Source organism: Pseudomonas sp. TNT2022 ID1044 (assembly GCF_028656895.1).
Taxonomy (GTDB): Bacteria; Pseudomonadota; Gammaproteobacteria; order Pseudomonadales; family Pseudomonadaceae; genus Aquipseudomonas; species Aquipseudomonas reinekei.
Genome location: NZ_JAMDHB010000014.1, coordinates 84323 through 106135, shown reverse-complemented (window position 1 = coordinate 106135; position 21813 = coordinate 84323). Strand labels below are relative to the sequence as shown.

At 61.1% G+C, this 21813-nt stretch carries 22 protein-coding genes and 1 pseudogene; 4 read left to right on the top strand and 19 right to left on the bottom strand.

The window, feature by feature from the left end; all coding sequences use genetic code 11:
• The first annotated feature begins 57 nt into the window (after positions 1-57).
• The 4 genes and pseudogenes from M5G20_RS18480 to M5G20_RS18465 all read left to right on the top strand — a co-directional run.
• Positions 58-453 carry a DUF6124 family protein gene (locus M5G20_RS18480; protein ID WP_273920266.1) on the top strand — a complete coding sequence of 132 codons (396 nt, stop codon included), beginning with the start codon at positions 58-60 and terminating at the stop codon, positions 451-453.
• A 311-nt stretch (positions 454-764) separates the two neighbouring features.
• On the top strand, positions 765-1019 hold the full coding sequence (locus tag M5G20_RS18475) for a hypothetical protein (RefSeq protein WP_273920265.1): 255 nt from the start codon (positions 765-767) through the stop codon (positions 1017-1019).
• Positions 1016-2425 carry a PAAR domain-containing protein gene (locus tag M5G20_RS18470; RefSeq protein WP_273920264.1) on the top strand — a complete coding sequence of 470 codons (1410 nt, stop codon included), beginning with the start codon at positions 1016-1018 and terminating at the stop codon, positions 2423-2425. Before M5G20_RS18475 ends, M5G20_RS18470 begins: the two co-directional genes overlap by 4 nt.
• 461 nt (positions 2426-2886) lie before the next feature.
• Positions 2887-2967: pseudogene (locus tag M5G20_RS18465) on the top strand (group II intron maturase-specific domain-containing protein); the annotation flags it as partial.
• Positions 2968-3249: 282 nt separating this feature from the next.
• On the opposite strand, the gene ureC reads toward M5G20_RS18465, so the two are convergent.
• From ureC to M5G20_RS18370, 19 genes are all read right to left on the bottom strand, one after another.
• Positions 3250-4950, bottom strand: coding sequence for an urease subunit alpha (gene ureC, locus M5G20_RS18460; protein ID WP_212625903.1), 1701 nt, complete (start codon positions 4948-4950; stop codon positions 3250-3252).
• A gap of 139 nt (positions 4951-5089) precedes the next feature.
• Positions 5090-5395, bottom strand: a complete 306-nt coding sequence (locus M5G20_RS18455; RefSeq protein ID WP_273920262.1) for an urease subunit beta — start codon at positions 5393-5395, stop codon at positions 5090-5092.
• A complete protein-coding gene (locus M5G20_RS18450; protein WP_075947793.1) occupies positions 5395-5928 on the bottom strand; it encodes a GNAT family N-acetyltransferase in 534 nt (177 codons plus the stop codon). Before M5G20_RS18450 ends, M5G20_RS18455 begins: the two co-directional genes overlap by 1 nt.
• Positions 5929-5934: 6 nt before the next feature.
• Positions 5935-6468, bottom strand: coding sequence for a GNAT family N-acetyltransferase (locus M5G20_RS18445; protein WP_273920261.1), 534 nt, complete (start codon positions 6466-6468; stop codon positions 5935-5937).
• A 9-nt stretch (positions 6469-6477) separates the two neighbouring features.
• The gene (gene ureA / locus M5G20_RS18440) at positions 6478-6780 is read right to left on the bottom strand and encodes an urease subunit gamma (RefSeq protein ID WP_034149685.1); all 303 of its coding nucleotides are present in this window, start codon (positions 6778-6780) and stop codon (positions 6478-6480) included.
• 93 nt (positions 6781-6873) lie between these two features.
• On the bottom strand, positions 6874-7713 hold the full coding sequence (locus M5G20_RS18435) for an urease accessory protein UreD (RefSeq protein WP_273920260.1): 840 nt from the start codon (positions 7711-7713) through the stop codon (positions 6874-6876).
• 162 nt (positions 7714-7875) lie between these two features.
• Positions 7876-8574 carry an urea ABC transporter ATP-binding subunit UrtE gene (gene urtE / locus M5G20_RS18430; protein ID WP_273920259.1) on the bottom strand — a complete coding sequence of 233 codons (699 nt, stop codon included), beginning with the start codon at positions 8572-8574 and terminating at the stop codon, positions 7876-7878.
• A 131-nt stretch (positions 8575-8705) separates the two neighbouring features.
• A complete protein-coding gene (urtD, locus tag M5G20_RS18425; RefSeq protein WP_075947797.1) occupies positions 8706-9575 on the bottom strand; it encodes an urea ABC transporter ATP-binding protein UrtD in 870 nt (289 codons plus the stop codon).
• The gene (gene urtC, locus M5G20_RS18420) at positions 9572-10651 is read right to left on the bottom strand and encodes an urea ABC transporter permease subunit UrtC (protein WP_273920258.1); all 1080 of its coding nucleotides are present in this window, start codon (positions 10649-10651) and stop codon (positions 9572-9574) included. Before urtC ends, urtD begins: the two co-directional genes overlap by 4 nt.
• Complete coding sequence (gene urtB / locus M5G20_RS18415) at positions 10651-12153, bottom strand: urea ABC transporter permease subunit UrtB (protein ID WP_273920257.1); 1503 nt, start codon at positions 12151-12153, stop codon at positions 10651-10653. The genes urtC and urtB overlap by 1 nt, the downstream gene beginning before the upstream one ends.
• A gap of 124 nt (positions 12154-12277) precedes the next feature.
• Positions 12278-13543, bottom strand: coding sequence for an urea ABC transporter substrate-binding protein (urtA, locus tag M5G20_RS18410; protein ID WP_273920256.1), 1266 nt, complete (start codon positions 13541-13543; stop codon positions 12278-12280).
• 225 nt (positions 13544-13768) lie between these two features.
• Entirely contained in the window at positions 13769-14779 is a 1011-nt protein-coding gene (locus tag M5G20_RS18405) for a FecCD family ABC transporter permease (RefSeq protein ID WP_150735733.1), read from the bottom strand.
• Positions 14776-15726, bottom strand: coding sequence for an ABC transporter substrate-binding protein (locus M5G20_RS18400; RefSeq protein WP_273920255.1), 951 nt, complete (start codon positions 15724-15726; stop codon positions 14776-14778). Before M5G20_RS18400 ends, M5G20_RS18405 begins: the two co-directional genes overlap by 4 nt.
• Positions 15723-16511, bottom strand: a complete 789-nt coding sequence (locus tag M5G20_RS18395; protein ID WP_150735731.1) for an ABC transporter ATP-binding protein — start codon at positions 16509-16511, stop codon at positions 15723-15725. Before M5G20_RS18395 ends, M5G20_RS18400 begins: the two co-directional genes overlap by 4 nt.
• A gap of 120 nt (positions 16512-16631) precedes the next feature.
• Complete coding sequence (locus tag M5G20_RS18390; RefSeq protein ID WP_273920253.1) at positions 16632-18011, bottom strand: PepSY-associated TM helix domain-containing protein; 1380 nt, start codon at positions 18009-18011, stop codon at positions 16632-16634.
• 108 nt (positions 18012-18119) lie between these two features.
• On the bottom strand, positions 18120-20237 hold the full coding sequence (locus M5G20_RS18385; RefSeq protein WP_273920252.1) for a TonB-dependent copper receptor: 2118 nt from the start codon (positions 20235-20237) through the stop codon (positions 18120-18122).
• Between the two features lie 102 nt (positions 20238-20339).
• Positions 20340-20786 carry a DUF2946 domain-containing protein gene (locus M5G20_RS18380; protein WP_273920251.1) on the bottom strand — a complete coding sequence of 149 codons (447 nt, stop codon included), beginning with the start codon at positions 20784-20786 and terminating at the stop codon, positions 20340-20342.
• 21 nt (positions 20787-20807) lie between these two features.
• Positions 20808-21287: a copper chaperone PCu(A)C gene (locus M5G20_RS18375; protein WP_273920250.1), complete on the bottom strand. Its 480-nt coding sequence runs from the start codon at positions 21285-21287 to the stop codon at positions 20808-20810.
• Positions 21288-21335: 48 nt separating this feature from the next.
• Positions 21336-21734: a DUF2946 domain-containing protein gene (locus M5G20_RS18370; RefSeq protein WP_273920249.1), complete on the bottom strand. Its 399-nt coding sequence runs from the start codon at positions 21732-21734 to the stop codon at positions 21336-21338.
• Positions 21735-21813 lie beyond the last annotated feature (79 nt).

The following is a 21813-nucleotide window of genomic DNA, read 5'->3' as shown; positions in this document are numbered from 1 at the left end:
CGCCACCCTTCTTTTAGTAGGGAAGTGTTGGCGGCTCCATTCAGGAGAAATCAGCGTATGTTCAAAGTAACGCCAAACCCGCCAGAAGCCGATCCCGCATCGCCCTACGATTCCCTCGATTCCAGCAAACTCCACGAAGCCGCCGAACGCGCCCTCGACCACCACTTCCCGCCCGTGCAAAAGAAGCCACCGAAACGTGCAAGCCAACTCTTCAGCGTCTGCCCGGACGTCAACACTGAATCACTCCTGGCCAATGCCTCGGAAGATCTGCTGTCCATCAGCGCCATCGCCGCCGACCTCGCCGAACATGTGCAGGGCTCAAGCCGCTCCGTTGCCTTGGCACTCAGCCGCATGGCCGACAGCGTGCATCTGTTGGTGGATAAAGCGCTGGATCATCTGGATGAACCGGAAATGGCGGCGATAGTCGCCAAACAACAACGTCGAGCCAGTTGATTCGCAACGCATGAAAAACCCGATGGCAGTCAACCGCCATCGGGTTTCTATCAGGTGCACCAGGCATAGCGCGTTGCGCGTAAGCGCAACCAGTTAGGCTGTGGTGGCCTCGCTGGTGACTTGGAGGCGAAAGTCCTCTGCACACCCGGCAAGGGGAGGTGTTAGCCAGAGGCAAGGATGTCGTAGGAAAAAGACGTTTTCCTTTGGGGAAATTTCTTAATCGTTCCTTTGACCCTGCCGTGAGGGTCGTGACGCTGATAGCGTCCGCGGCATTATTTCAGAACCCCTTTCCATAGGATAAGGATTTTGAAATGTATGCACCCTTTCAGCCGTCGTATACCAACGACGTTTCCTCAGAGTTCCTCAGCCGAGCCGATGGGACTACGGCGCAGATTGTCACGGGCGCGGGACAAGGGAATAGCGATTTAGCGCTGGTCGGCAGCCGTCTTTGCAAGGGCGACGAAATCATCAACACACCGCAAGGCGCTTACCTGTTCATTGCGCGTGAAGGTGTATCGATAGCTGAGGATTTTCTGCCCTCTACCACTGAGGAAGAAATCCGATGAGCAAGGGATATTTCATTGGTCTTGATGACAAGACCACCTGTGGTGGCAAGGTCCTGGATGGCGATACCCGAATCATGATGTATGGCATCGCCCATGCTCGCGATGGTGATCGAGTCACCTGTGGCAAGGACGGCAAGACCTATCAGATCGTCGGTGGCATCTCCAACATGATTAGTCATGGCAGGGCCATGGCGGGCACACTCGATAGCTACAGCAACTGTCCCTGTAAAGCTGAACTGATCCCCTCGGTGTTCACGGCCACCTATCGAAAGGAAGTTGCACCGGCTGCCGATCGACGCGCCGCTCAATCGGCCTCTGCTCAGGTCACCAGTCACTCGGAGGCGTCCCGCCCATCCGGCTTTGCGCCTTCGAACCCTCCTGTACCTGTGATATTCGGCCGCGTAGAACCTCAGGAACCGGGGTTCCATGTGGTACCCAAAAGCATGACCCGTGAAGCCTTGGAGGCCACGCTGTTCGCCAGGCGTGATCCGGGCGTGATGAGCAAGTTCCAGGCGCTGAACCCTGGGCGAGGCGAGGTCAAGGCAGGGTCGCTGATTGTATTGAGCGATCCGAATAACGCGGCCTGCACCTACGAGGAAGCGCTGTTGATGGAGGCCGCGCAGCAGGTCAAGGCGGACCTCGATCCGCTGACACCGGATGAAGCCGATTTCATGTTCCGCCACGCGGCTGAAATCGCCAGTTTTACCGGCCCGACTTCGACCTGGCTTGGCGTTGGCGCGGCGGTGATGGAGAAACACTTAAACAATCTGCGCGACACTCTTCAAGCCATGGAGCGCCTGCATCAGGACAGCTATCGTCAGCAGGGTCATCTCAAATCGCCGCAGTTCTTCGCCGAGCGCCAACGCTTGCTCGCCCAACTCGATGCCCACTTGCTCAACTCCACCCGCCTGCGTGGCCAGACTACTTTGGGTGAGCACCCGAAGTTGAAGACGGCGCTCGGCATTTCCAGTCGTAGTCTGGTGCACCACTGGGACAAGGCTGGTGCGCCGGGGCAAATACCGGGTTACGCCAACCATGTGAATGCGACCAGTCGGGCGGCGAAGTATATGAGTGCCGGTGGTTACATTGGCATTGGTATTGGTGGTGTTTCTTCGCTATTGGCCATTCAGGAAGTATGTGTTGGCGACTCTGGAGCTGCTTGCGAGAAGATCAAGTTCACCGAAGGGGGCAAATTTGCTTTGTCGACGTTAGGCGGATACGGGGGAGGAGAGTTGGCATTTTTAGCTAGCGGTCCCATATGTCTTGCTCTAGGGTTCACTACAGGGATAGGGGGGGTTATCTGTGTTGCGGGTATGGTCGGGACCGGCGCATTGGTAGGCACAACTGCGGGAGGCGAGGGCGGAGAGTTCTTGGGAGAAAAACTGTATGAGCTTAAAATACAGTGATTGGCTCTTGGTCTCATTGGGCTGCCATCATTGTTGTTGGCGGGCCTTTTATGTTGATTGTCCTAACTTTTGCATACAGTATTTATTTGAGTTTTCATTTGGATCTGATGTTGGATTCCTTAAAAAACTGTCGACATATCGTTATTTGGGGAAAGGGCCTGCGGAACCAAGGGTGGATGGGACGGGTGTTGCTAGTCGCTAAGATTGCGGGAATGGTAATGTGGCCAGGTCCGGGTATCCGTACCGGTCAGATGGATCCAGTTGATATAAAAAACTTCCCTCCTCACTTGAAGCGGCTCCTGAAAATAAAAATAATCATTTCGGCGATTATCGTAATCTGGGGAGCGCTTGCGTTCGCGCTAGTAAAGCTCGGTTAATCTAATAAGCAACCTCCAATTGAAAGCGATCAAGGTTATTTTCAGTCGAAATGTAGTTCTTAATTGGGCACGCCAATCAGGTATCAGGCGCTGCCGAAGAGACTGTGGGACAGACTTGGACTGGTCTCGATACTGGATACGATCAATCGGTTTAATCGCGTCAGCCTGAACCGCCGCATACGGAACCGTATGTGCGGTGGTGTAAGAGGACGGCGGCTGCAAAGCCGCCTCCTACTCGATTTTCTCACGCAGTCCCGTGAGACAAAGCTAACGCAATGCCTGTAGGAGTAAGCTTGCTGGCGGTGCCCCCGAATGCGTTGCGTTTATCCAGTCCACACGCTTTATCGTTGACGACCGTCGCTGCGATGCGGTGACCCGACAAGCCAGCTCATGCAAAGGACGGGGCCCTCGTTGCAATGCCCCCTTTTTTGGGTGAGCAGATCATCTTCAGAACAGAAAATACCGCTGCGCCATCGGCAGCACATCCGCCGGCTCACACCACAACAAAACGCCGTCAGCCTTGACCTGATAGGTCTGCGGATCGACGTCGATGTCCGGCAGGTAGTCGTTGTGGATCAGGTCGGTTTTCTGCACGTCGCGGCAGCCTTTGACCACGGCGATTTTCTTCTTCAAACCCAGCGCTTCGGGCAGGCCGGCTTCCTGCGCCGCCTGGCTGATGAAGGTCATGCTGGTGGCGTGCAGCGAGCCACCGTAGCTGGCGAACATCGGGCGGTAGTGCACCGGTTGCGGGGTCGGGATCGAGGCGTTGGCATCGCCCATCAAACTGGCGGCGATGGCGCCACCCTTGAGGATCAGCGTCGGTTTGACACCGAAGAACGCCGGGCGCCACAGCACCAGATCCGCCCATTTACCCACTTCCACCGAACCCACTTCATGGCTGATGCCGTGGGTGATCGCCGGGTTGATGGTGTATTTGGCGATGTAGCGTTTGGCGCGGAAGTTGTCGTTGCCTGCGCCGTCACCGGGTAGCGGGCCGCGCTGTTTTTTCATTTTGTCGGCGGTCTGCCAGGTGCGGGTGATGACTTCGCCGACGCGGCCCATGGCCTGGCTGTCGGAGCTGATCATCGAGAACGCGCCGAGGTCGTGGAGGATGTCTTCGGCGGCAATCGTTTCGCGACGGATGCGGCTTTCAGCGAAGGCCACGTCTTCGGCAATGCTGGGGTCCAGGTGGTGGCAGACCATCAGCATGTCGAGGTGTTCGTCGATGGTGTTGCGGGTGAACGGCCGGGTCGGGTTGGTCGAGCTCGGCAGCACGTTGGCGAAGCCGCAGGCCTTGATGATGTCCGGCGCATGACCGCCCCCGGCACCTTCGGTGTGGTAGGTGTGAATGGTGCGGCCCTTGAAGGCGGCGAGGGTGGTTTCGACGAAGCCCGATTCGTTGAGGGTGTCGGTGTGGATCGCCACCTGCACATCGTACTCATCGGCAACGCTCAGGCAGTTGTCGATGCTTGCCGGCGTGGTGCCCCAGTCTTCGTGCAGTTTGAGGCCGATGGCGCCGGCCTTGACCTGTTCGATCAGCGGCTCCGGCAGGCTGGCGTTGCCTTTGCCGGTGAGGCCAATGTTCATCGGGAAGGCGTCGGCGGCTTGCAGCATGCGCGCCAGGTGCCACGGCCCGGAGGTGCACGTCGTGGCGTTGGTACCGGTGGCCGGGCCGGTGCCGCCGCCGATCATGGTGGTGACGCCGCTCATCAGCGCCTCTTCGATTTGCTGCGGGCAGATGAAGTGGATGTGGGTGTCGATGCCACCGGCGGTGAGGATCATGCCTTCCCCGGCGATCACTTCGGTGCTGGCGCCAATGGCGAGGGTGACGCCCGGTTGCACGTCCGGATTGCCCGCCTTGCCGATGCCGGCAACACGCCCGTCCTTGAGGCCGACGTCAGCTTTGACGATGCCCCAGTGATCGATGATCAGTGCGTTGGTGATCACCGTGTCGACCACTTCGGCGGCCAATAACTGGCTTTGGCCCTGGCCGTCACGGATGACTTTGCCGCCGCCGAATTTCACTTCTTCGCCGTAGGTGGTGAAGTCCTGTTCCACTTCGATCCACAGTTCGGTATCGGCCAGACGGACCTTGTCACCGACGGTGGGGCCGAACATGTCGGCGTAGGCCTGACGGGAAATTTTCATTCGTTTGCCTTGAGATTCAATTGAATTTGAAATCGTTCGCTGCGTTCACTTTCGCGAGCAGGCTCGCTCCCACAGTTGATCGCATTCCCCTGTGGGAGCGAGCCTGCTCGCGAAGGGGCCGGAACGGACACCGCCTTAATCAGAGATTCCCCATGATCCGTCCGGCAAACCCGAACACCCGGCGATGCCCGGCCAGGTCGACCAACTCGACTTCCCGACTCTGCCCCGGCTCGAAACGCACGGCGGTGCCGGCAGGAATGTTCAGGCGCATGCCGCGGCTGGCGGCGCGGTCGAAGTTCAGGGCGTCATTGGTTTCGAAAAAGTGGTAGTGCGAACCGACCTGAATCGGCCGGTCACCGCTGTTGGCCACCGTCAAGCTGATTGTGCGGCGGCCGGCGTTGAGTTCGATGTCGCCGGGCTGGATCTGGTATTCACCGGGAATCATCAATGGGCTCCTTGGAGAATCTTGTAGAAGAGGGCGGTGGGTTTGTAGCGGCCACTCGGGTCGCAGGCGTAATCGGGAATTTCCCCGGCGCGGGTGTAGCCCAGGGCTTTGTAGAAATCTTCGGCGGGCGAGCCTGCCTCCGTGTCGAGGAAGAGCATGCCGCGCTTGTGTTGCAGGGCGGCCTGTTCCAGCGCACTCATCAACTGTTGGCCCAGACCCCGACGCCGGGCATGCTCGCGCACCAGCAGTTTCTGCACTTCGGCGCGGTTCAATCCGTTGGCCTTGCGGCACAGGGCCAATTGCACGCTGGCTTGCACCTGTTCGTCCTTGACCACCACCCACAGCAGCACATTGCCCTTGATCAGGTTGTCCTGAACCTCATCGAAATAGGCGTGGGCCTGCGTCGCATCGAGATCGGCCATGAAGCCGACGCTGGCGCCATAGCCGACGGCGTCGAGCAGCAGATCAATCAGGCCCTGACGGTAGTGCGCGAAGCTTTCTACGTTGACGCGTCGCAGTTGGGCGGGGTTCATGGGCGATCACTCCTTGTTGGCGGCAGGTGGCTGTGCGCCAGGATTGAGGGTCAGTTGCATGAAGGTCAGGTCCAGCCAGCGACCGAACTTGGTGCCCACCTGTGGCATCTGCCCGGTGGTGATAAAACCGATGCGTTCATGCAGGCGAATCGAGGCGGCGTTGCCGCTTTCGATGGCCGCGACCATGACGTGTTTGCCACAGCCTCTGGCGCGCTCGACCAGCTCGTCCATCAGCTTTGGCCCCAGGCCATTGCCGCGTTGATCGCTGCGCACGTAGACCGAATGCTCGACGGTGTGGCGGAAGCCGTCGAACGGACGCCAGTCGCCGAACGAGGCGTAACCCAGCACGGTGTCGTCTGCGTCGACGACCACCAGGACCGGATACCCCTGGGATTGCCGGGCGCTGAACCAGGCCTGGCGATTGCCGAGGTCCACGGCCTGTTCGTTCCAGATCGCGGTGGTGTTGAGCACGGCGTCGTTGTAGATGTCGCGGATCGCCGGCAGGTCGGCATGCACCGCATCGCGGATGGCGTAAGTCATGGCGTGACCTCAGGCGATCGGTTGGTGGACGGTGACCAGTTTGGTGCCGTCAGGAAACGTCGCTTCGACCTGGATCTCCGGAATCATTTCCGGGATGCCGTCCATCACTTGTTCGCGGCTGAGCAGGGTGGTGCCGAAGTGCATCAGTTCGGCCACGGTCTGACCATCGCGTGCGCCTTCGAGCAGCGCTGCGGAAATGTAGGCCATGGCCTCCGGGTAATTGAGTTTCACACCGCGAGCCAAACGCCGTTCGGCGACGAGGCCGGCGGTGAAGATCAGCAGCTTGTCTTTTTCGCGTGGGGTCAGGTCCATTGTTGGAATCCATCTGGGCAGATAAAAAGTTCGGAACTGTTAATACATCACCTGTAGGAGCCGGCTTGCTGGCTCCTACAGGGGGGATTGTGTTCAGGTGTTCCAGATTCGCGGTGGGACGGCTTCGCGACCGAGTAACGCCGGGCGAAGCAATCGCCACAAATCTATCAGCCAGCCTCGCGCCAACAGCGCTTCGCTGGCCAGGCACCGGGCAACCAACAGCCCCGGTAATTGCGTCAGATCCCCACGCACATCGTTGGGCAATGAACGGCAACGCTCCAGCACATCACTATCGATCTCCCCGGTCACCAGCAAGGTGGCAAACACCGGTTGCCCATCCAGCCCAATCGGCGAATCGAGCAAACCGTCAGCCCCGACAATGCGCTGGCGTTCGTGCCAGAGCAACTGGCCGTCGCGGCGGACATCCAGTTGCGCCTGAAAATGCCCGAGGTCGAAGCGCTCGCCGCTGGCCGGACGGCCCAGGGCCACGACGTCCCAGTAGAACAAACGGGCATCGCCTTCAAGGTCGATAGCGGTGCTGAGTTCGGCCTGCGCCGCACTGAAAATGATCGTCTCCTGGGGCAGCCATTCCAGTGTCGCACCGGCTGCCACCTGCAAGCTCAGCCGCTGCCAGGCGGGGCCGGCCGCGCGGTACCACTTGGCGGCGCCGGGGCTGGTGATCTGCGCCCAGGCGCCAGTGCCGACGCTGGCCGAGATGTCCAGCCGGTCACCGCCGGCAATCCCGCCTGGCGGGTGGACGATGATGTGCTGGCAGACTTCAGGCCCTTCGGCATACAGGTGCTTTTGCACCCGCAGCGGGCCTTTGTGTCGGCGCTGGACCGGGCGAGTGGTGTTGTCGAATCGGGCGTAGCCCAGTTCCAGTTCGGCATGCCAACTGGGGGTAAACAAAACGCCGGATGCAGGAAGAGTCATGATCAGTGCTTATCGAGGGGGGCCTCAGGAGGGTTGCAAAGGCTGTGCCGCAGGGCGTTGGCGGCAGCAAGGGGCTATGAACCGTCGCCGCGCACCAGTTGAGGGCGCGGCGTGGAGGGTGGTGCGACAAATTGGTGCCTGGAGCCTGCGGTGAACAAAGACTCAGATCGTGACCAGCCCGCGCACCCCTTCAGCTTCCATGTTCTCGCCGCGGCCCTGTTGCACGATTTCGCCCCGGGACATCACCAGGTATTGATCGGCCAGTTCGGCGGCGAAATCGTAGAACTGTTCCACCAGCAGAATCGCCATGTCACCACGGGCGGCGAGTTTCTTGATCACCGCGCCGATCTCCTTGATCACTGAAGGCTGGATGCCTTCTGTGGGCTCATCGAGGATCAGCAGACGAGGGCGGCTGGCCAGTGCGCGACCGATCGCCAGTTGCTGTTGTTGGCCGCCGGACAGGTCACCGCCCCGACGTTGCTTCATTTGCAGCAGCACCGGGAACAGCTCGTAGATGAACGCCGGGACTTCTTTCGCCTCGCTGCCGGGAAAGCGCGAGAGGCCCATCAGCAGGTTTTCTTCTACGGTCAGGCGGCCGAAGATTTCCCGGCCTTGGGGCACATAGGCGATTCCGGCGTGCACGCGCTGGTGTGGCTTGAAGGCGGTGATCGCTTTGCCTTCCCAATTGACCGTGCCTTCTTTGGCCGGCAGCAGTCCCATCAGGCACTTGAGCAAGGTGGTCTTGCCTACGCCGTTACGCCCGAGCAGGCAGGTGACTTCACCGACCTTCACGTCAAACGTCAGGCCGCGCAGGATGTGGCTTCCGCCGTAGTATTGGTGCAGTTTTTCGACTTGCAGCATCTTTGAATTCCCCTCAAATCCTTTGTAGGAGCCGGCTTGCTGGCGATGGCGGCGTATCAGCCAACATCAATATTGCCTGACCCACCGCGATCGCTGGCAAGCCAGCGCCCACAGGTTTTGTATTTGCAGAGCTATCGACCGAGATAAACCTCGATCACCCGCTCGTTATCCTGCACCTGTTCCAATGAGCCTTCGGCCAATACGCTGCCCTGGTGCAACACGGTGACGTGGTCGGCAATCGAGCCGACGAAGCCCATGTCGTGTTCCACCACCATCAGCGAATGTTTGCCGGCCAGGCTTTTGAACAGCTCGGCGGTGAATTCGGTTTCGGCGTCGGTCATGCCCGCCACCGGTTCGTCGAGCAGCAGCAGTTGCGGGTCCTGCATCAGCAACATGCCGATTTCCAGAAACTGCTTTTGCCCGTGGGACAGCAAACCGGCGGGGCGATTGACCGAGGCGGTCAGGCGAATGGTGTCCAGTACTTCGGCGATGCGATCCTTCTGCTCGCCATTGAGCCGCGCCCGCAGGCTGGCCCACACCGACTTGTCGGTTTTCTGCGCCAGTTCCAGGTTTTCAAACACGCTCAACGCTTCGAACACCGTCGGCTTCTGAAACTTGCGACCAATACCGGCCTGGGCGATCTGCACTTCGCTCATCTGCGTCAGGTCCAGGGTTTCACCGAACCAGGCTTTGCCATGACTGGGCCGGGTCTTGCCGGTGATCACGTCCATCAGCGTGGTCTTGCCCGCGCCGTTGGGGCCGATGATGCAGCGCAGTTCGCCGACGCCGATGTACAGGTTCAGATTGTTCAGGGCCTTGAAGCCGTCGAAGCTGACGCTGATGTCTTCCAGGGTCAGGATCGTGCCGTGACGGGTGTTGAGGCCCTTGCCGGCGCGCTGGCCGAGACCGATCGTGTCGCGGCTGGTGCCAGCGTCCTTGTTGGGCTCCACGGGGAAAAACGCCGGTTCGAGCATGAATTCAGCGGTCGCAGTGGTTCTCATTGTTCACCTCTTTTCTTCAGCAAGCCGATCACACCCTTGGGCAGGTACAAGGTCACGACGATGAACAGCGCGCCGAGGAAGAACAGCCAATACTCGGGGAACGCCACGGTGAACCAGCTCTTCATGCCGTTGACCACACCGGCGCCGAGCAAGGGGCCGATCAAGGTGCCGCGTCCGCCGAGGGCCACCCAAACAGCCGCTTCGATGGAGTTGGTCGGCGACATTTCGCTCGGGTTGATGATGCCGACTTGCGGCACATACAACGCACCGGCCAAGCCGCATAGCACCGCGCTCAAGACCCACACAAACAACTTGAAGCCACGCGGATCGTAGCCGCAGAACATCAGGCGGTTTTCCGCATCGCGCAGTGCAGTCAGCACCCGGCCAAACTTGCTTTGCGCCAGCCGCCAGCCGATGAACAGGCTCGCCACCAGCAACAGCACCGTGGCGAAAAACAGCACCGCGCGGGTGCCCGGTTCGGTAATGCCGAAGCCGAGAATCGTACGGAAGTTGGTGAAGCCGTTGTTGCCGCCGAAGCCGGTTTCGTTGCGGAAAAACAGAAGCATGCCGGCGAAGGTCAGGGCCTGGGTCATGATCGAGAAATACACGCCCTTGATCCGCGAACGGAAGGCGAAGAAGCCGAACACCAACGCCAGCAACCCCGGCGCCAGTACCACCAGGCACAAGGTCCAGAGGAAGCTGCTGGTGCCGGTCCAGAACCATGGCAGTTCGGTCCACGACAGGAACGTCATGAACGCCGGCAAGCCATCGCCCGAGGCCTGGCGCATCAGGTACATGCCCATCGCATAACCACCGAGGGCGAAGAACAGACCATGGCCGAGGGACAGCAGCCCGGCATAACCCCAGACCAGATCCAGTGCCAGGGCGACGATGGCGTAGCAAAGAATCTTGCCCACCAGCGTCAGGGTGTAGGCGGACACATGCAGTGTGCTGTCCGCCGGCAACAGCGACAGCAGCGGCAGCGCCAACAGCAGCACAAGGATCACTGCACCGATGGCTATCGAGATTTTCGGGCCGGCTTTCTGTGTAGCGGTAACGAGCAGGGGCTGGTTCATCAGTCGATCACCCGTCCTTTGAGCGCGAAGAGGCCTTGCGGACGTTTCTGGATGAACAGAATGATCAGCGCGAGGATGAGGATCTTGCCGAGCACGGCACCGATTTGCGGCTCGAGAATCTTGTTGGCGATCCCGAGGCCGAACGCGGCGAACACGCTACCGGCCAGTTGCCCGACACCGCCGAGCACCACCACCAGGAACGAGTCGATAATGTAGCTCTGGCCGAGGTCCGGACCGACGTTGCCGATCTGGCTCAAGGCCACGCCGCCAAGGCCGGCGATGCCCGAGCCAAGGCCAAAGGCGAGCATGTCCACGCGTCCCGTGGGTACGCCGCAGCAGGCAGCCATGTTGCGGTTCTGGGTGACGGCGCGCACGTTCAGGCCCAGGCGCGTTTTGTTCAGCAGCAGCCAGGTCAGCACCACCACAAACAAGGCGAAGGCGATGATGACGATGCGGTTGTACGGCAGCACCAGATTGGGCAGCACTTGAATCCCGCCCGATAACCACGCGGGGTTGGCCACTTCGACGTTCTGTGCGCCGAACACCAGTCGCACCAGTTGAATCAGCATCAGGCTGATGCCCCAGGTGGCAAGCAGGGTTTCCAGCGGACGGCCATAGAGGTGGCGAATCACCGTGCGCTCCAGCGCCATGCCGATGGCGGCGGTGACAAAAAAGGCCACTGGCAGCGCGATCAGTGGATAGAACTCGATGGCCTGCGGCGCGTAGCGCTGAAACATCAACTGCACGACATAGGTCGAGTAGGCACCCAGCATCAGCATCTCGCCGTGGGCCATGTTGATCACGCCGAGCAGGCCGAAAGTGATCGCCAGGCCCAATGCCGCGAGCAGCAGAATCGAGCCCAGGGACATGCCGCTGAAGGCCTGGCCCAAGAGCTCGCCGACCAGCAGTTTGCGTTTGACTTGTGCGAGGCTGGTTTCGGCGGCGGTGCGGACTGTGGCATCGGCTTCGACGCCAGGGTCGAGCAAGCCTTCGAGACGGGTGCGGGCCAGCGGGTCGCCGGTTTCACCGAGCAGGCGTACGGCCGCGAGGCGCACGGCGGGGTCGCTGTCGACCAGTTGCAGGTTGGCCAGGGCAAGACTCAGGGCGCTGTGGACGCTTTCGTCCTTTTCGCCCGCCAGTTGCTGGTCGAGGAATTTCAACTGTGCCGGTTTGGCACTTTTCTGTAGTTGCTGGGCAGCGGCCAGACGCAGTTTGGCGTCGGCGGCGAGCAGTTGGTGGCTGGCGAGGGCGGTGTCGATCAAGCCCCGCAAGCGGTTGTTCAGGCGCAGGGTTTTCGGCTGGCCGTCGACGGTCAATTCGCCTTGTTGCAGGGCGTTGATCAGTTCGACGCGGGCCGGATCAGGCTGCGCGGCCCAGGCTTGCAGCAGCTTGGCTTGCTGCGCGGGATTGGCGGCGACGAAGTCTTCGGCGTCGCCGGCGTGAGTGGCCATCGGCAACAAAAGTGCGATGGCGAGGATGAAGCGGTAAAGGGCAGTGGGCATATCGAACGTCCTGGTCATACGCGGACCCTGTAGGAGCTGGCTTGCCAGCGATGGCGGTCTGTCAGACAGACCGCGTGATGCGGATCGCCAGCAAGCCGGCTCCTACAAAGGTGTTGTGTCGCGCTTAGTTGCTCTTCATCGCGTAGTCCGGCTTCTTGTCGTTACCCGGGATGAACGGGCTCCATGGCTGGGCGCGGATCGGGCCTTCGGTCTGCCATACCACGTTGAACTGACCGTCCGCCTGGATCTCGCCAATCATCACTGGTTTGTGCAGGTGGTGGTTGGTCTTGTCCATGGTCAGGGTGTAGCCGGACGGCGCGGCAAAGGTCTGGCCGCCGAGGGCTTCACGGACTTTGTCGACGTCGGTGGACTTGGCTTTTTCAGCGGCCTGCGCCCACATGTGGATGCCGACGTAAGTGGCTTCCATCGGGTCGTTGGTCACCGCTTTGTCGGCGCCCGGCAAGTTGTGTTTCTTCGCGTAGGCTTTCCAGTCAGCGACGAATTTTTTGTTCGTCGGGTTCTCGACCGATTCGAAGTAGTTCCATGCCGCGAGGTTGCCCACCAGCGGTTTGGTGTCGATGCCGCGTAGTTCTTCTTCGCCCACCGAGAACGCCACGACCGGCACGTCGGTCGCCTTCAGGCCCTGGTTGGCCAGTTCTTTATAGAACGGCACGTTGGAGTCGCCGTTGACGGTGGAGATGACGGCCGTCTTGCCGCCGGCCGAGAATTTCTTGATGTTGGCGACGATGGTTTGATAGTCGCTGTGACCGAACGGGGTATAGACCTCTTCGATGTCCTTGTCGGCCACGCCCTTGGAGTGCAGGAACGAACGCAGGATTTTGTTGGTGGTGCGCGGGTAGACGTAATCGGTGCCGAGCAGGAAGTAGCGCTTGGCGCTGCCGCCTTCCTCGCTCATCAAATATTCAACGGCCGGGATCGCTTGCTGGTTCGGCGCAGCGCCGGTGTAGAACACGTTCGGCGACATCTCTTCGCCTTCGTATTGCACCGGGTAGAACAGCAGGCCATTGAGCTCTTCGAACACCGGCAATACCGATTTACGCGACACGGACGTCCAGCAACCGAATACCACGGCGACCTTGTCCTGAGTCAGCAACTGGCGGCCCTTTTCGGCGAACAACGGCCAGTTCGATGCCGGGTCGACGACCACCGGTTCCAGCATCTTGCCGTTCACGCCGCCCTTGGCGTTGATCTCGTCGATGGTCATCAACGCCATGTCTTTGAGCGACGTTTCGGAGATCGCCATGGTGCCGGACAACGAATGCAGAATACCGACCTTGATGGTCTCGGCGGCCTGGACAGTCCAGGTCATGCCCATCGCGGCAATGCTTGCCGTGAGTGTGAAAGCCTTGATCAAACTGCGACGCTTCATTGTGCGATCTCCATGAACTTATGAATTTTCTTGGTGGCAGATGCGGACTACTGAAGGGTCTTTAGCAAGGGCTGTGCCCGGTCGGGCAAAGGCAGGGAAATGTCGTTTTAGAGCGGTTGCACAGTTTGACGGCGCACCATGAAGGGACGTGTCTGGCGCATTGGTGCGTCGTGCTGCGCCAGATTGGGGCGAGCAGCGCCGCTCCCACATTTTGATCGGGGTGAGTCAGCGGCGGCGCATCAGGCCGATGAAGAACAGGCCGCCGATGGCCGCGGTGGCGACGCCGATGGGCAGGTCTTCGGGGGCGATCAGCGTCCGGGCGGCGACGTCGACCCACACCAGAAACACGCTGCCAAGCAACACGCACACCGGCAGCAATCGGCGGTGTTCCGCACCGACCAGCCGCCGCGCAATGTGCGGCACCATCAACCCGACAAAGCCGATCGAACCGCTGATCGACACCAGCACCCCGGTCATCAACGAGGCGATCACAAACACCCGCAAGCGCACCGATCGCGCATTCAACCCCAGAGTCACCGCCGTCTGTTCGCCCGCCATCAACGCGTTAAGCGGTCGCGCCATGCCGAGCAGCAGCGCCAAGCCGAGCAACACACTGGCGGCCGGCACCGCGAGCAACTCCCAACGCGCCAGCCCGAGCCCGCCGAGCATCCAGAACATCACCGCGGAACTGGCGCGATGGTCGCCCATGAACAGCAGCAAGTTGGCCACCGCCATCATCACGAACGACACCGCCACGCCACACAGCAGCAGGCGATCACTGTCCAGGCGACCATGGCGGCTGGCGATCATCAGCACCACCAGCATGCTCAGCAATGCACCGATGAACGCGGCAATCGGCAGCGTCAGCAAGCCAACGATTTCACCAACGTGCAACACCACGATCACCGCACCCAAGGTTGCGCCGGAGGTGACCCCGAGCAAATGCGGATCGGCCAGCGGATTGCGCGTCACGGCTTGCAGCACCGCGCCGATCAACGCCAATCCAGCACCGACCAGCGCACCGAGCAACATGCGCGGCACGCGGATCAGCCAGACGATGTGTTGCTGCCCGGCGCTCCAGTCCGGCACACCGAAACCGAACAGTTTGTGCAGCAGAATCCGCCACACCACGTCCACCGGCACCCGCGCCGGGCCGAAGCCCAGCGACACCACGCACGAAACCAGCAACAGTGCGCCGAGGGCGATCAGCAACAGGGCGTAGCGACGATTGATCATGCGCCGTGGAAGCCCTTGGCCAGGGTTTCAACCGCCAGCACGTTATCGATCCCCGGCGTGGCCTGCACATAGGGGATGACGATGAAGCGCTGGTGCTTGATCGCGTCCACCGATTGCAGCGCCTTGTTGCTGCGCAGGAATGCAATTTTCTGTTCGGCAGTGACTTCGCCGTAGTCGACGATCACGATCACCTGCGGGTTACGCTCGACCACGTTCTCCCAGTTGACCCGGGTCCAGCTCGCCTCGACATCGTCGAGAATGTTGCGCCCGCCCGCGGCGTCGATCAGCGCTTGCGGCATGCCCAGGCGACCGGACGTCATGGCCCGGTCTTCACCGCTGTCATACAGAAAAACCCGGGGTTTATCGGTCGGCAGGTCTTGGCGAACCTTGGCGACTTGCGCCTGCATCTGACTGATCACGGCATTGGCGCGATCCTGCACGTCGAAGATTTTGCCGAGGTTACGCAGGTCGTTGTAGGTGTCTTCAAGGCTGGCCGGTGGACGCTTCATCACAAAGGCGCAGGACTCGGTCAGCTCGTAGACATTGATGCCCAGCGGTTGCAGGGTTTGTGGCGTGAGATCGCCGCCCACGCGCATGCCGTAATCCCAACCGGCGAAGAAGAAGTCGACGTTGGCGTTGAGCAGGGTTTCCACCGACGGGTATTTGGCCGCCAGCTCCGGCAAGCCATCGAGGATGCTCTGCATCTGGGGCGTCACCGCTTTCCAGCCACTGACACCGCTGTAGCCGACCATCTGCGGCTTGAGGCCGAGGGCTAGCATCATCTGGGTCATGTTGATGTCGTGGCTGACCGCGTGTTTCGGCGCCTGCTGGAAGATCACTTCGCGGTTGCAGCTCTGGATCGTCAACGGGTAGTGCGTCGCCTGGGCAAATGCCTGGGCGCTGCCCAGCAACAGAACGAGGAAAAGACTGGAGCGCAGCAGATTCATGGTTGGGTTATCCAGGTCATTCGAGGGTAGCCGTGCAAGGGGTGCTCATCGATCAGCGCTTCGACGCCGAAGACGTTGCGCAACAACGACGCATTGAGGACTTCTTTGGGAGTGCCGCTGGCCACGATGCGGCCGTGATTGATCACGTACAGCCGGTCGCAGAATGCGGCGGCCAGGTTGAGGTCATGGATGCTCGCGAGGGTGCCGATCTTCAAGCGCTTGACCAACTGCAACAACGCCAGCTGATAGCGCGGGTCGAGGTGGTTTGTCGGCTCGTCGAGGATCAACAGTTGCGGTTGCTGGGCCAGCGCGCGGGCCAGGATCACCCGCTGTTTTTCGCCGCCGGAAAGGGTGGTGAACGCGTGGTCTTCGAAGCCCTTGAGGCCGACTGATTCCAGGGCCTGGCAGGCGAGGTTTCGATCCTCGGCCGTGTCGCCATCGAACAGGCCTTTGTGTGGCGTGCGGCCCATGGCGACCACTTCCTCGACGGTCAGGCCGAAGGCATCGGGAAACTCCTGCAGCACCACGGCGATACGTTGCGCACACCAGCGTGAAGATTGCTTCCAGACGTTTTGATGGTCGAGCCGGACCTCGCCGCTTTCCGGTTTGCTGAAGCGCCAGGCACAACGCAACAGGCTGGTCTTGCCGCTGCCGTTGGGGCCGATCAACCCGACAAACTCACCGGCGGCCACGTGCAGCGAGGCATCACGCAGCTGGAACTGGTGATGACAGTGGCCGTGACCGAGGGGTGTCCAGGCGAGGTTTGTGAGGTTCAGCGAGGTCATGCAATGGCTCTGAAGGTGAAGCTAATGGCGCCATCGCTGGCTTGCCAGCGATGAGGCCCGAAAAGGGTGATGAGCGGGGGGAAGTCTACATGGCTGATCCTCCCGCGCATCTCAGCTGCTTCAAGATGATGATGAAGCCGACTCAGCTTGCCGGGTGAAGCGCGACAGCACCAGTCGATCGAGCAACCACACCACCACCAGCGAAGCCCCCACCAACGGGAATGCCACCGCCAGCGCGAACATGATGACCATCGCGGTTTTCCACTTCGGCAGGTCGTGGCGCAGCGGCGGTACGCCGAGCTTGCCTTGCGGGCGACGCTTCCACCAAATCACCACGCCGCTGACGGCGCTGAGCAGGATCATCAGGCAGATCAGCAGCACGATGATCTGGTTGACCACACCGAACATCTTGCCCTCGTGCAACATCACGCCGATTTCCGTGGCGCGGGCGACGGCGCCGTATTGCTCGTAGCGCACGTCGGCAAGGACCTTGCCGGTGTACTGGTCGACGTGCAGGGTGGCGTCGTTGCGTGGGTCGTCGGCGAACACGGCGATGGTAAAGACGCCGGTGGCGGTGGTCGGGAAGGTGATGCTGTAACCCGGTTCGACATTGCTCCGGGTGGCGATGTTTTGCACGTCTTGCAGGCTGATGGTCGGCGCGGCCGGGCCGGCGTGTTCACTGCCGTGGGCCATGTGTTCGGCATGATCGCCGGACATCGGCATCGGTGTGTTTTCCATCGCCCAAGGCACGGTCTGGCGGGTGGCGCTGTTGAGGCTGCGTGCTTCGACGTCGGACTTCGGCACGTCATTCCACATCGCCGCCGGAAAGACGTTCCACACCGCCGCGTATTGCTGGCCCCAGAACCCGGTCCAGGTCATGCCGCTCAACAGCATCACTAACAGCAGGGACGCGCCCCAGAAACCGGTGACGGCGTGCAAGTCGCGCCACAGAATGCGGCCGCGACTGTTCAGGCGTGGCCACAAGATGCCGGCCGCCTGACCGCGCGGCCACCACAGGAACACCCCGGAAACCACCAGCACCACGCCCCACCCGGCAGCCAGTTCCACCAGCCGGTCACCGACGGTGCCGATCATCAGCTCGCCGTGGATCGCCCGGGCAATGGCTTGCAGGTTCTTCTTGGCATCTTGTTCGCCAAGGATGTCGCCGTGGTACGGATCGATGAACACATTCAGCTCGGTACCGTCGTTGGTCACGACAAACTGGGCGCTGCGCTCGGCGCTGACCGGTGGCAGGTACTGCTTGATCGTGGCCTGTGGATACGCGTCTTTCACGCGTTTGAGCAAGTCATCGGCCGGGATCGTGTGATGGCCGGCCGGGACGTTGAGCAGGCTGCTGTACATCAGTGAGTCGAGCTGCGGCTTGAACAGGTAAATGGTGCCGGTCAGGGCCAGCATCACCATGAAAGGCGCAACGAACAATCCGGCATAGAAATGCCAGCGCCACGCCAGGTTGTAGAAATTCACTTTGGGCTGTTTCATCACGTGTGCTCCGCTTGGCTGGATCTTTTCGTTGTTGGTTTGCGGTTGCTGCGCAACCGGTCGCGAGCAGGCTCGCTCCTACAGGGGAGCGGGCTTGCCGCGGTGCTCTTAAAAGCTCATGTCCACCTTGGTCCAGAGCGTGCGCCCCGGTTCCTTGATGGCTTGCGGGTCATTGGCCGGATAGCCGAAACCGGCGTTGCCGGCCAGGTTCAAGTGTTCGGCGTAAGCCTTGCCGAACAGGTTGTCGACGCCGCTGCTGACCTTCCAGTGCTTGTTGATCCGATAGGCGCCGTTGAGGGAGAACACGCCGAAGCCCGGCGTCTTGTCGAAGTCCTTGCCGACCACGTTGCCCTTGTTCTGGTCGATACGGTTTTGCGCGGCGACCACTCTCCACAGTGCGCCGGCGCTCCAGTTGTCTTCGCTATAGGTCAGGCCGAAACGTGCATCCAGCGGCGGCATTTGCGGCAATGCACTGCCATCGCTGCTGTTCTTGCCCCAGGCGTAGGCCAGGGTCGCATCGGCTTTCCAGTTTTGGGTGAGGTTGTAGGCGGCGCCCAGTTCGCCACCCATGATTCGCGCGTCGATGTTTTCGGCTTGCGAGGTCATGCCCATCATGCCGGGCGTGTAGTTGAACAGGATGTAGTCGCGGACCTGGCCGACATAGCCCGAGGCCCAGGCTTCGAGGTCCTCGGTCTTGTATTGCAGGCCGAAGTCGAGCTGGGTGGTTTTTTCCGGTTTGATCGAGTCGAAGGCATTCACCGATCCGACAGGGCCGGAATTGGGCGAAAACAGCTCCCAGTAATCCGGGAACCGCTGGGTGTGCCCGACGCCCGCGTACAACGTGGTAGGGCTGTCAGCCAGGTCGTGTTCGTAGCGGATGAAGCCGCTGGGTAGCGTGTCAGCGCGGGTGTCATCGGCCGTCGGGTTCGGGCGGGTCATCATTCCCGAGCCGGTGGTCTGGCGAAAATCCTTGGCTGAAGCGCGGTCCAGGCGTGCACCGCTGATCAAGCGATCACGCTCGGCGGCGTACCAGGTCAGTTCGCCGAACACCCCGTAGTTATGGAAGTCGGCATCCTTGGTGTAGGGCAGGTCCTTGTAGGTATCGACGCCCATGGCGCTGCGCTGACGGTGTTCGTTGGTCTGCGCATCGATGCCGCTGATCAACTGCACGTCGGTCCAGCGCCAGGTGCCCTTGATTCGCGCGCCGAGGGTACGGCGGTCGACGCTGGACGCCATAGGCCCGGCCATCATCCCGGTGGCGGACGGTGTGCGCAGGGTGTAGTTGTCCATCACATGGTCGGCGTAGTTGTAGTAGACCTGTGCCTCGAGTTTTTCCAGCACATCGCTGATGTTGGACTTCTCGAAGCGCAGGCCCAGGCTTTCGCGCTTGAATTGCGAACCGTCCATGCCGCGACCGGCGTACCGAGCCTCGCCGTCGCCCTTGCCGGCGGTCAGCTCCAGCAGGGTATCGGCGTCCGGGGTCCAGCCCAGTGCGACGTCGCCGTTCCATTTGTCATAGCGCGAGGCAACGGTGTCGTTGTTGCCGTCCTTGTAATCATCGGCCTGGGCGGTGTTGCCGATCACCCGCACGTAACCCAGTGGCCCGCCCGCGGCGGCGTCCACCACTTTGTCGAAACGGCCATTGGAACCGGCCAGCACGCTGGCGTTAACCCGCGTGCCGAGTTCGCCGAAGTTTTCCGGCTCGCGGTCGAAGAGGATGGTGCCGGCCGAAGCGCCCGGGCCCCAGAGTACGGTTTGCGGGCCTTTGATGACGGTCAGCTTGTCGTAAGTCTGCGGCGAGATGTACGAGGTGGGTGCGTCCATCCGACCGGGGCAAGCGCCGAGCATCATGCCGCCGTTGGTGAGGATGTTCAGGCGCGAACCGAATATGCCGCGCAGCACCGGATCGCCGTTGGTACCGCCATTGCGCACCTGGGCGAATCCCGGGATGGTTTTCAGATAGTCCGAGCCATCGCTGGCCGGCACCGGTTGGCGCGGCTCTTTCGGGTTGGTGACGATGGTCAGCGGCGAGCTGGGGGCAATGGCGGTAATGACCGTCGGGCTCAGTTCTTCAGGGTGACCGGCGTGTTCATCGGCCAGCACCGGAGGCGTCAGCAAGGCCCCGCACAGAATGGCGGTGGCGTGCCGGAAACGAATGCTGGATTCGTTTTGGGTCAAAGAGGCTTGGGCAGGGCTCAAGCGTGTGTCAGCAGAAAACCTGGACATGACAATTTCCATCGAACAGTCGTAAACGACACGGCGGACAACCGGTGCAATCCCTGTGGGAGCGGGTTGTCTTGCGGGCCGTGTGAAATCAGAAGTGGCTGTTTACGCGACGATGGGCGGGGCGCGGGTGCGGGCGCCGGGGAAGAAGGTTTGCCGGGCATGGCCCAGGCGCGGGGAGGGAATGGTGAACGTGTTGACGGGCGGGATATTGAAGGCGACGAAGGACCCGCCGCCGGTCAATGCCGGGCAATTGAACAGCAGGCTGCAATAGCCGCATTTTTCCCAGATCGCATGGTGCCCGGACGCTGGCGGGCAGTGTTCGGCGGTCGGTTGTGCGCCGTGGTCGGCGTGGTCCATCGCCGACATGTCCATGCTCATGTCCATCGACATGTTCATCGACATCGGGGTGCTCTGACCCATCGGCATCGACTGAGAAATCAGTGGACCGATAAAGATCATCAGCATGGCAAACAGGCTGATCCAACTGCCGCGCGTCAAATTTGATAGCTGACGACGGTGTGCGGATGGCCTGGTGCTTGGCGGGCGCATGGACGGATTCGGCTCAGCGGGTTACTGAGCGTGAGCGTGCTGTTGCATGCTTTCGGGCGGCTGCTTCTGCACCGCCACTTCGACCGTCACGTCACCGGACTTCTCGAAATGCAGGGTCATCGGGAAGCGCTTGCCGTCGGCGAGCAGGCTACGGTCTTTCAAGTTCACCAGCATCACGTGGTAGGCCATCGGTGCAAACGAGACGTTGCCACCGGCAGGGATCTCCACGCTGGGGACCGGCTGCATTTTCATCAGGTCGTTTTGCATCACATGCTCGTGCAGCTGCGCTTCACCCGCGATCGGCGAGTCGACGCTGAGCAAGCGGTCGGCAGTTTTGCCCGCGTTGTGAATGACGAAATACGCGGCGACGGTAGGTGCGTTGGGCGGCAGCTCCTGCGACCACGGGTGAGCGATTTCCAGTGCGCCGACTTTGTATTCGTGGGCATTGGCAAAGCAGGCAGGCAGCAGCAACGCGGCCAGAACGATGAGTTTTTTCAACATGGCAGTTCTCCAGAGCGATTCAAAACGCAGGTCAATTGCGAGAAGGAATCACACCAGAGGGGAGGCACGGGGATTGAGGCTTGGCCATTGCTGGCGCGGTGTCGGCGCGCTGAGCGCCGAAGGTGGCAGGCTTCGATTGGACTCGAACTGCGCAAAATACAGTTGCGGCTCATGGCCGGGCAACGCCACCAACGGGGCGGAGCCTGAGCAGCACCAGCAGTGCTGCATGTTGGAATGATCGTCGTTTTGCGGCGCTTTCTGCTCGATGTCGCCCAGGGAAATCGCCACCATCCTGGTGCCGCTGGACGAGCAGAAGCTGCCCCACAACAATTGTTCGGCCGGCGATTTCGCCGCCTGCGCCATCGCACCGGTCATCGGCATGGCGAGCATGTTGAACAGCACTGCGAAGCAGGCGATCCAGGCAATTGCAAGCCGTTGTCGGGACATGGGACAAAATCCGGTGGGTGGGCGATCAGGCGCGGGCTATTTAGCCTGATCAGGGCCGATAAGTAAAAAGAGTGCGTGC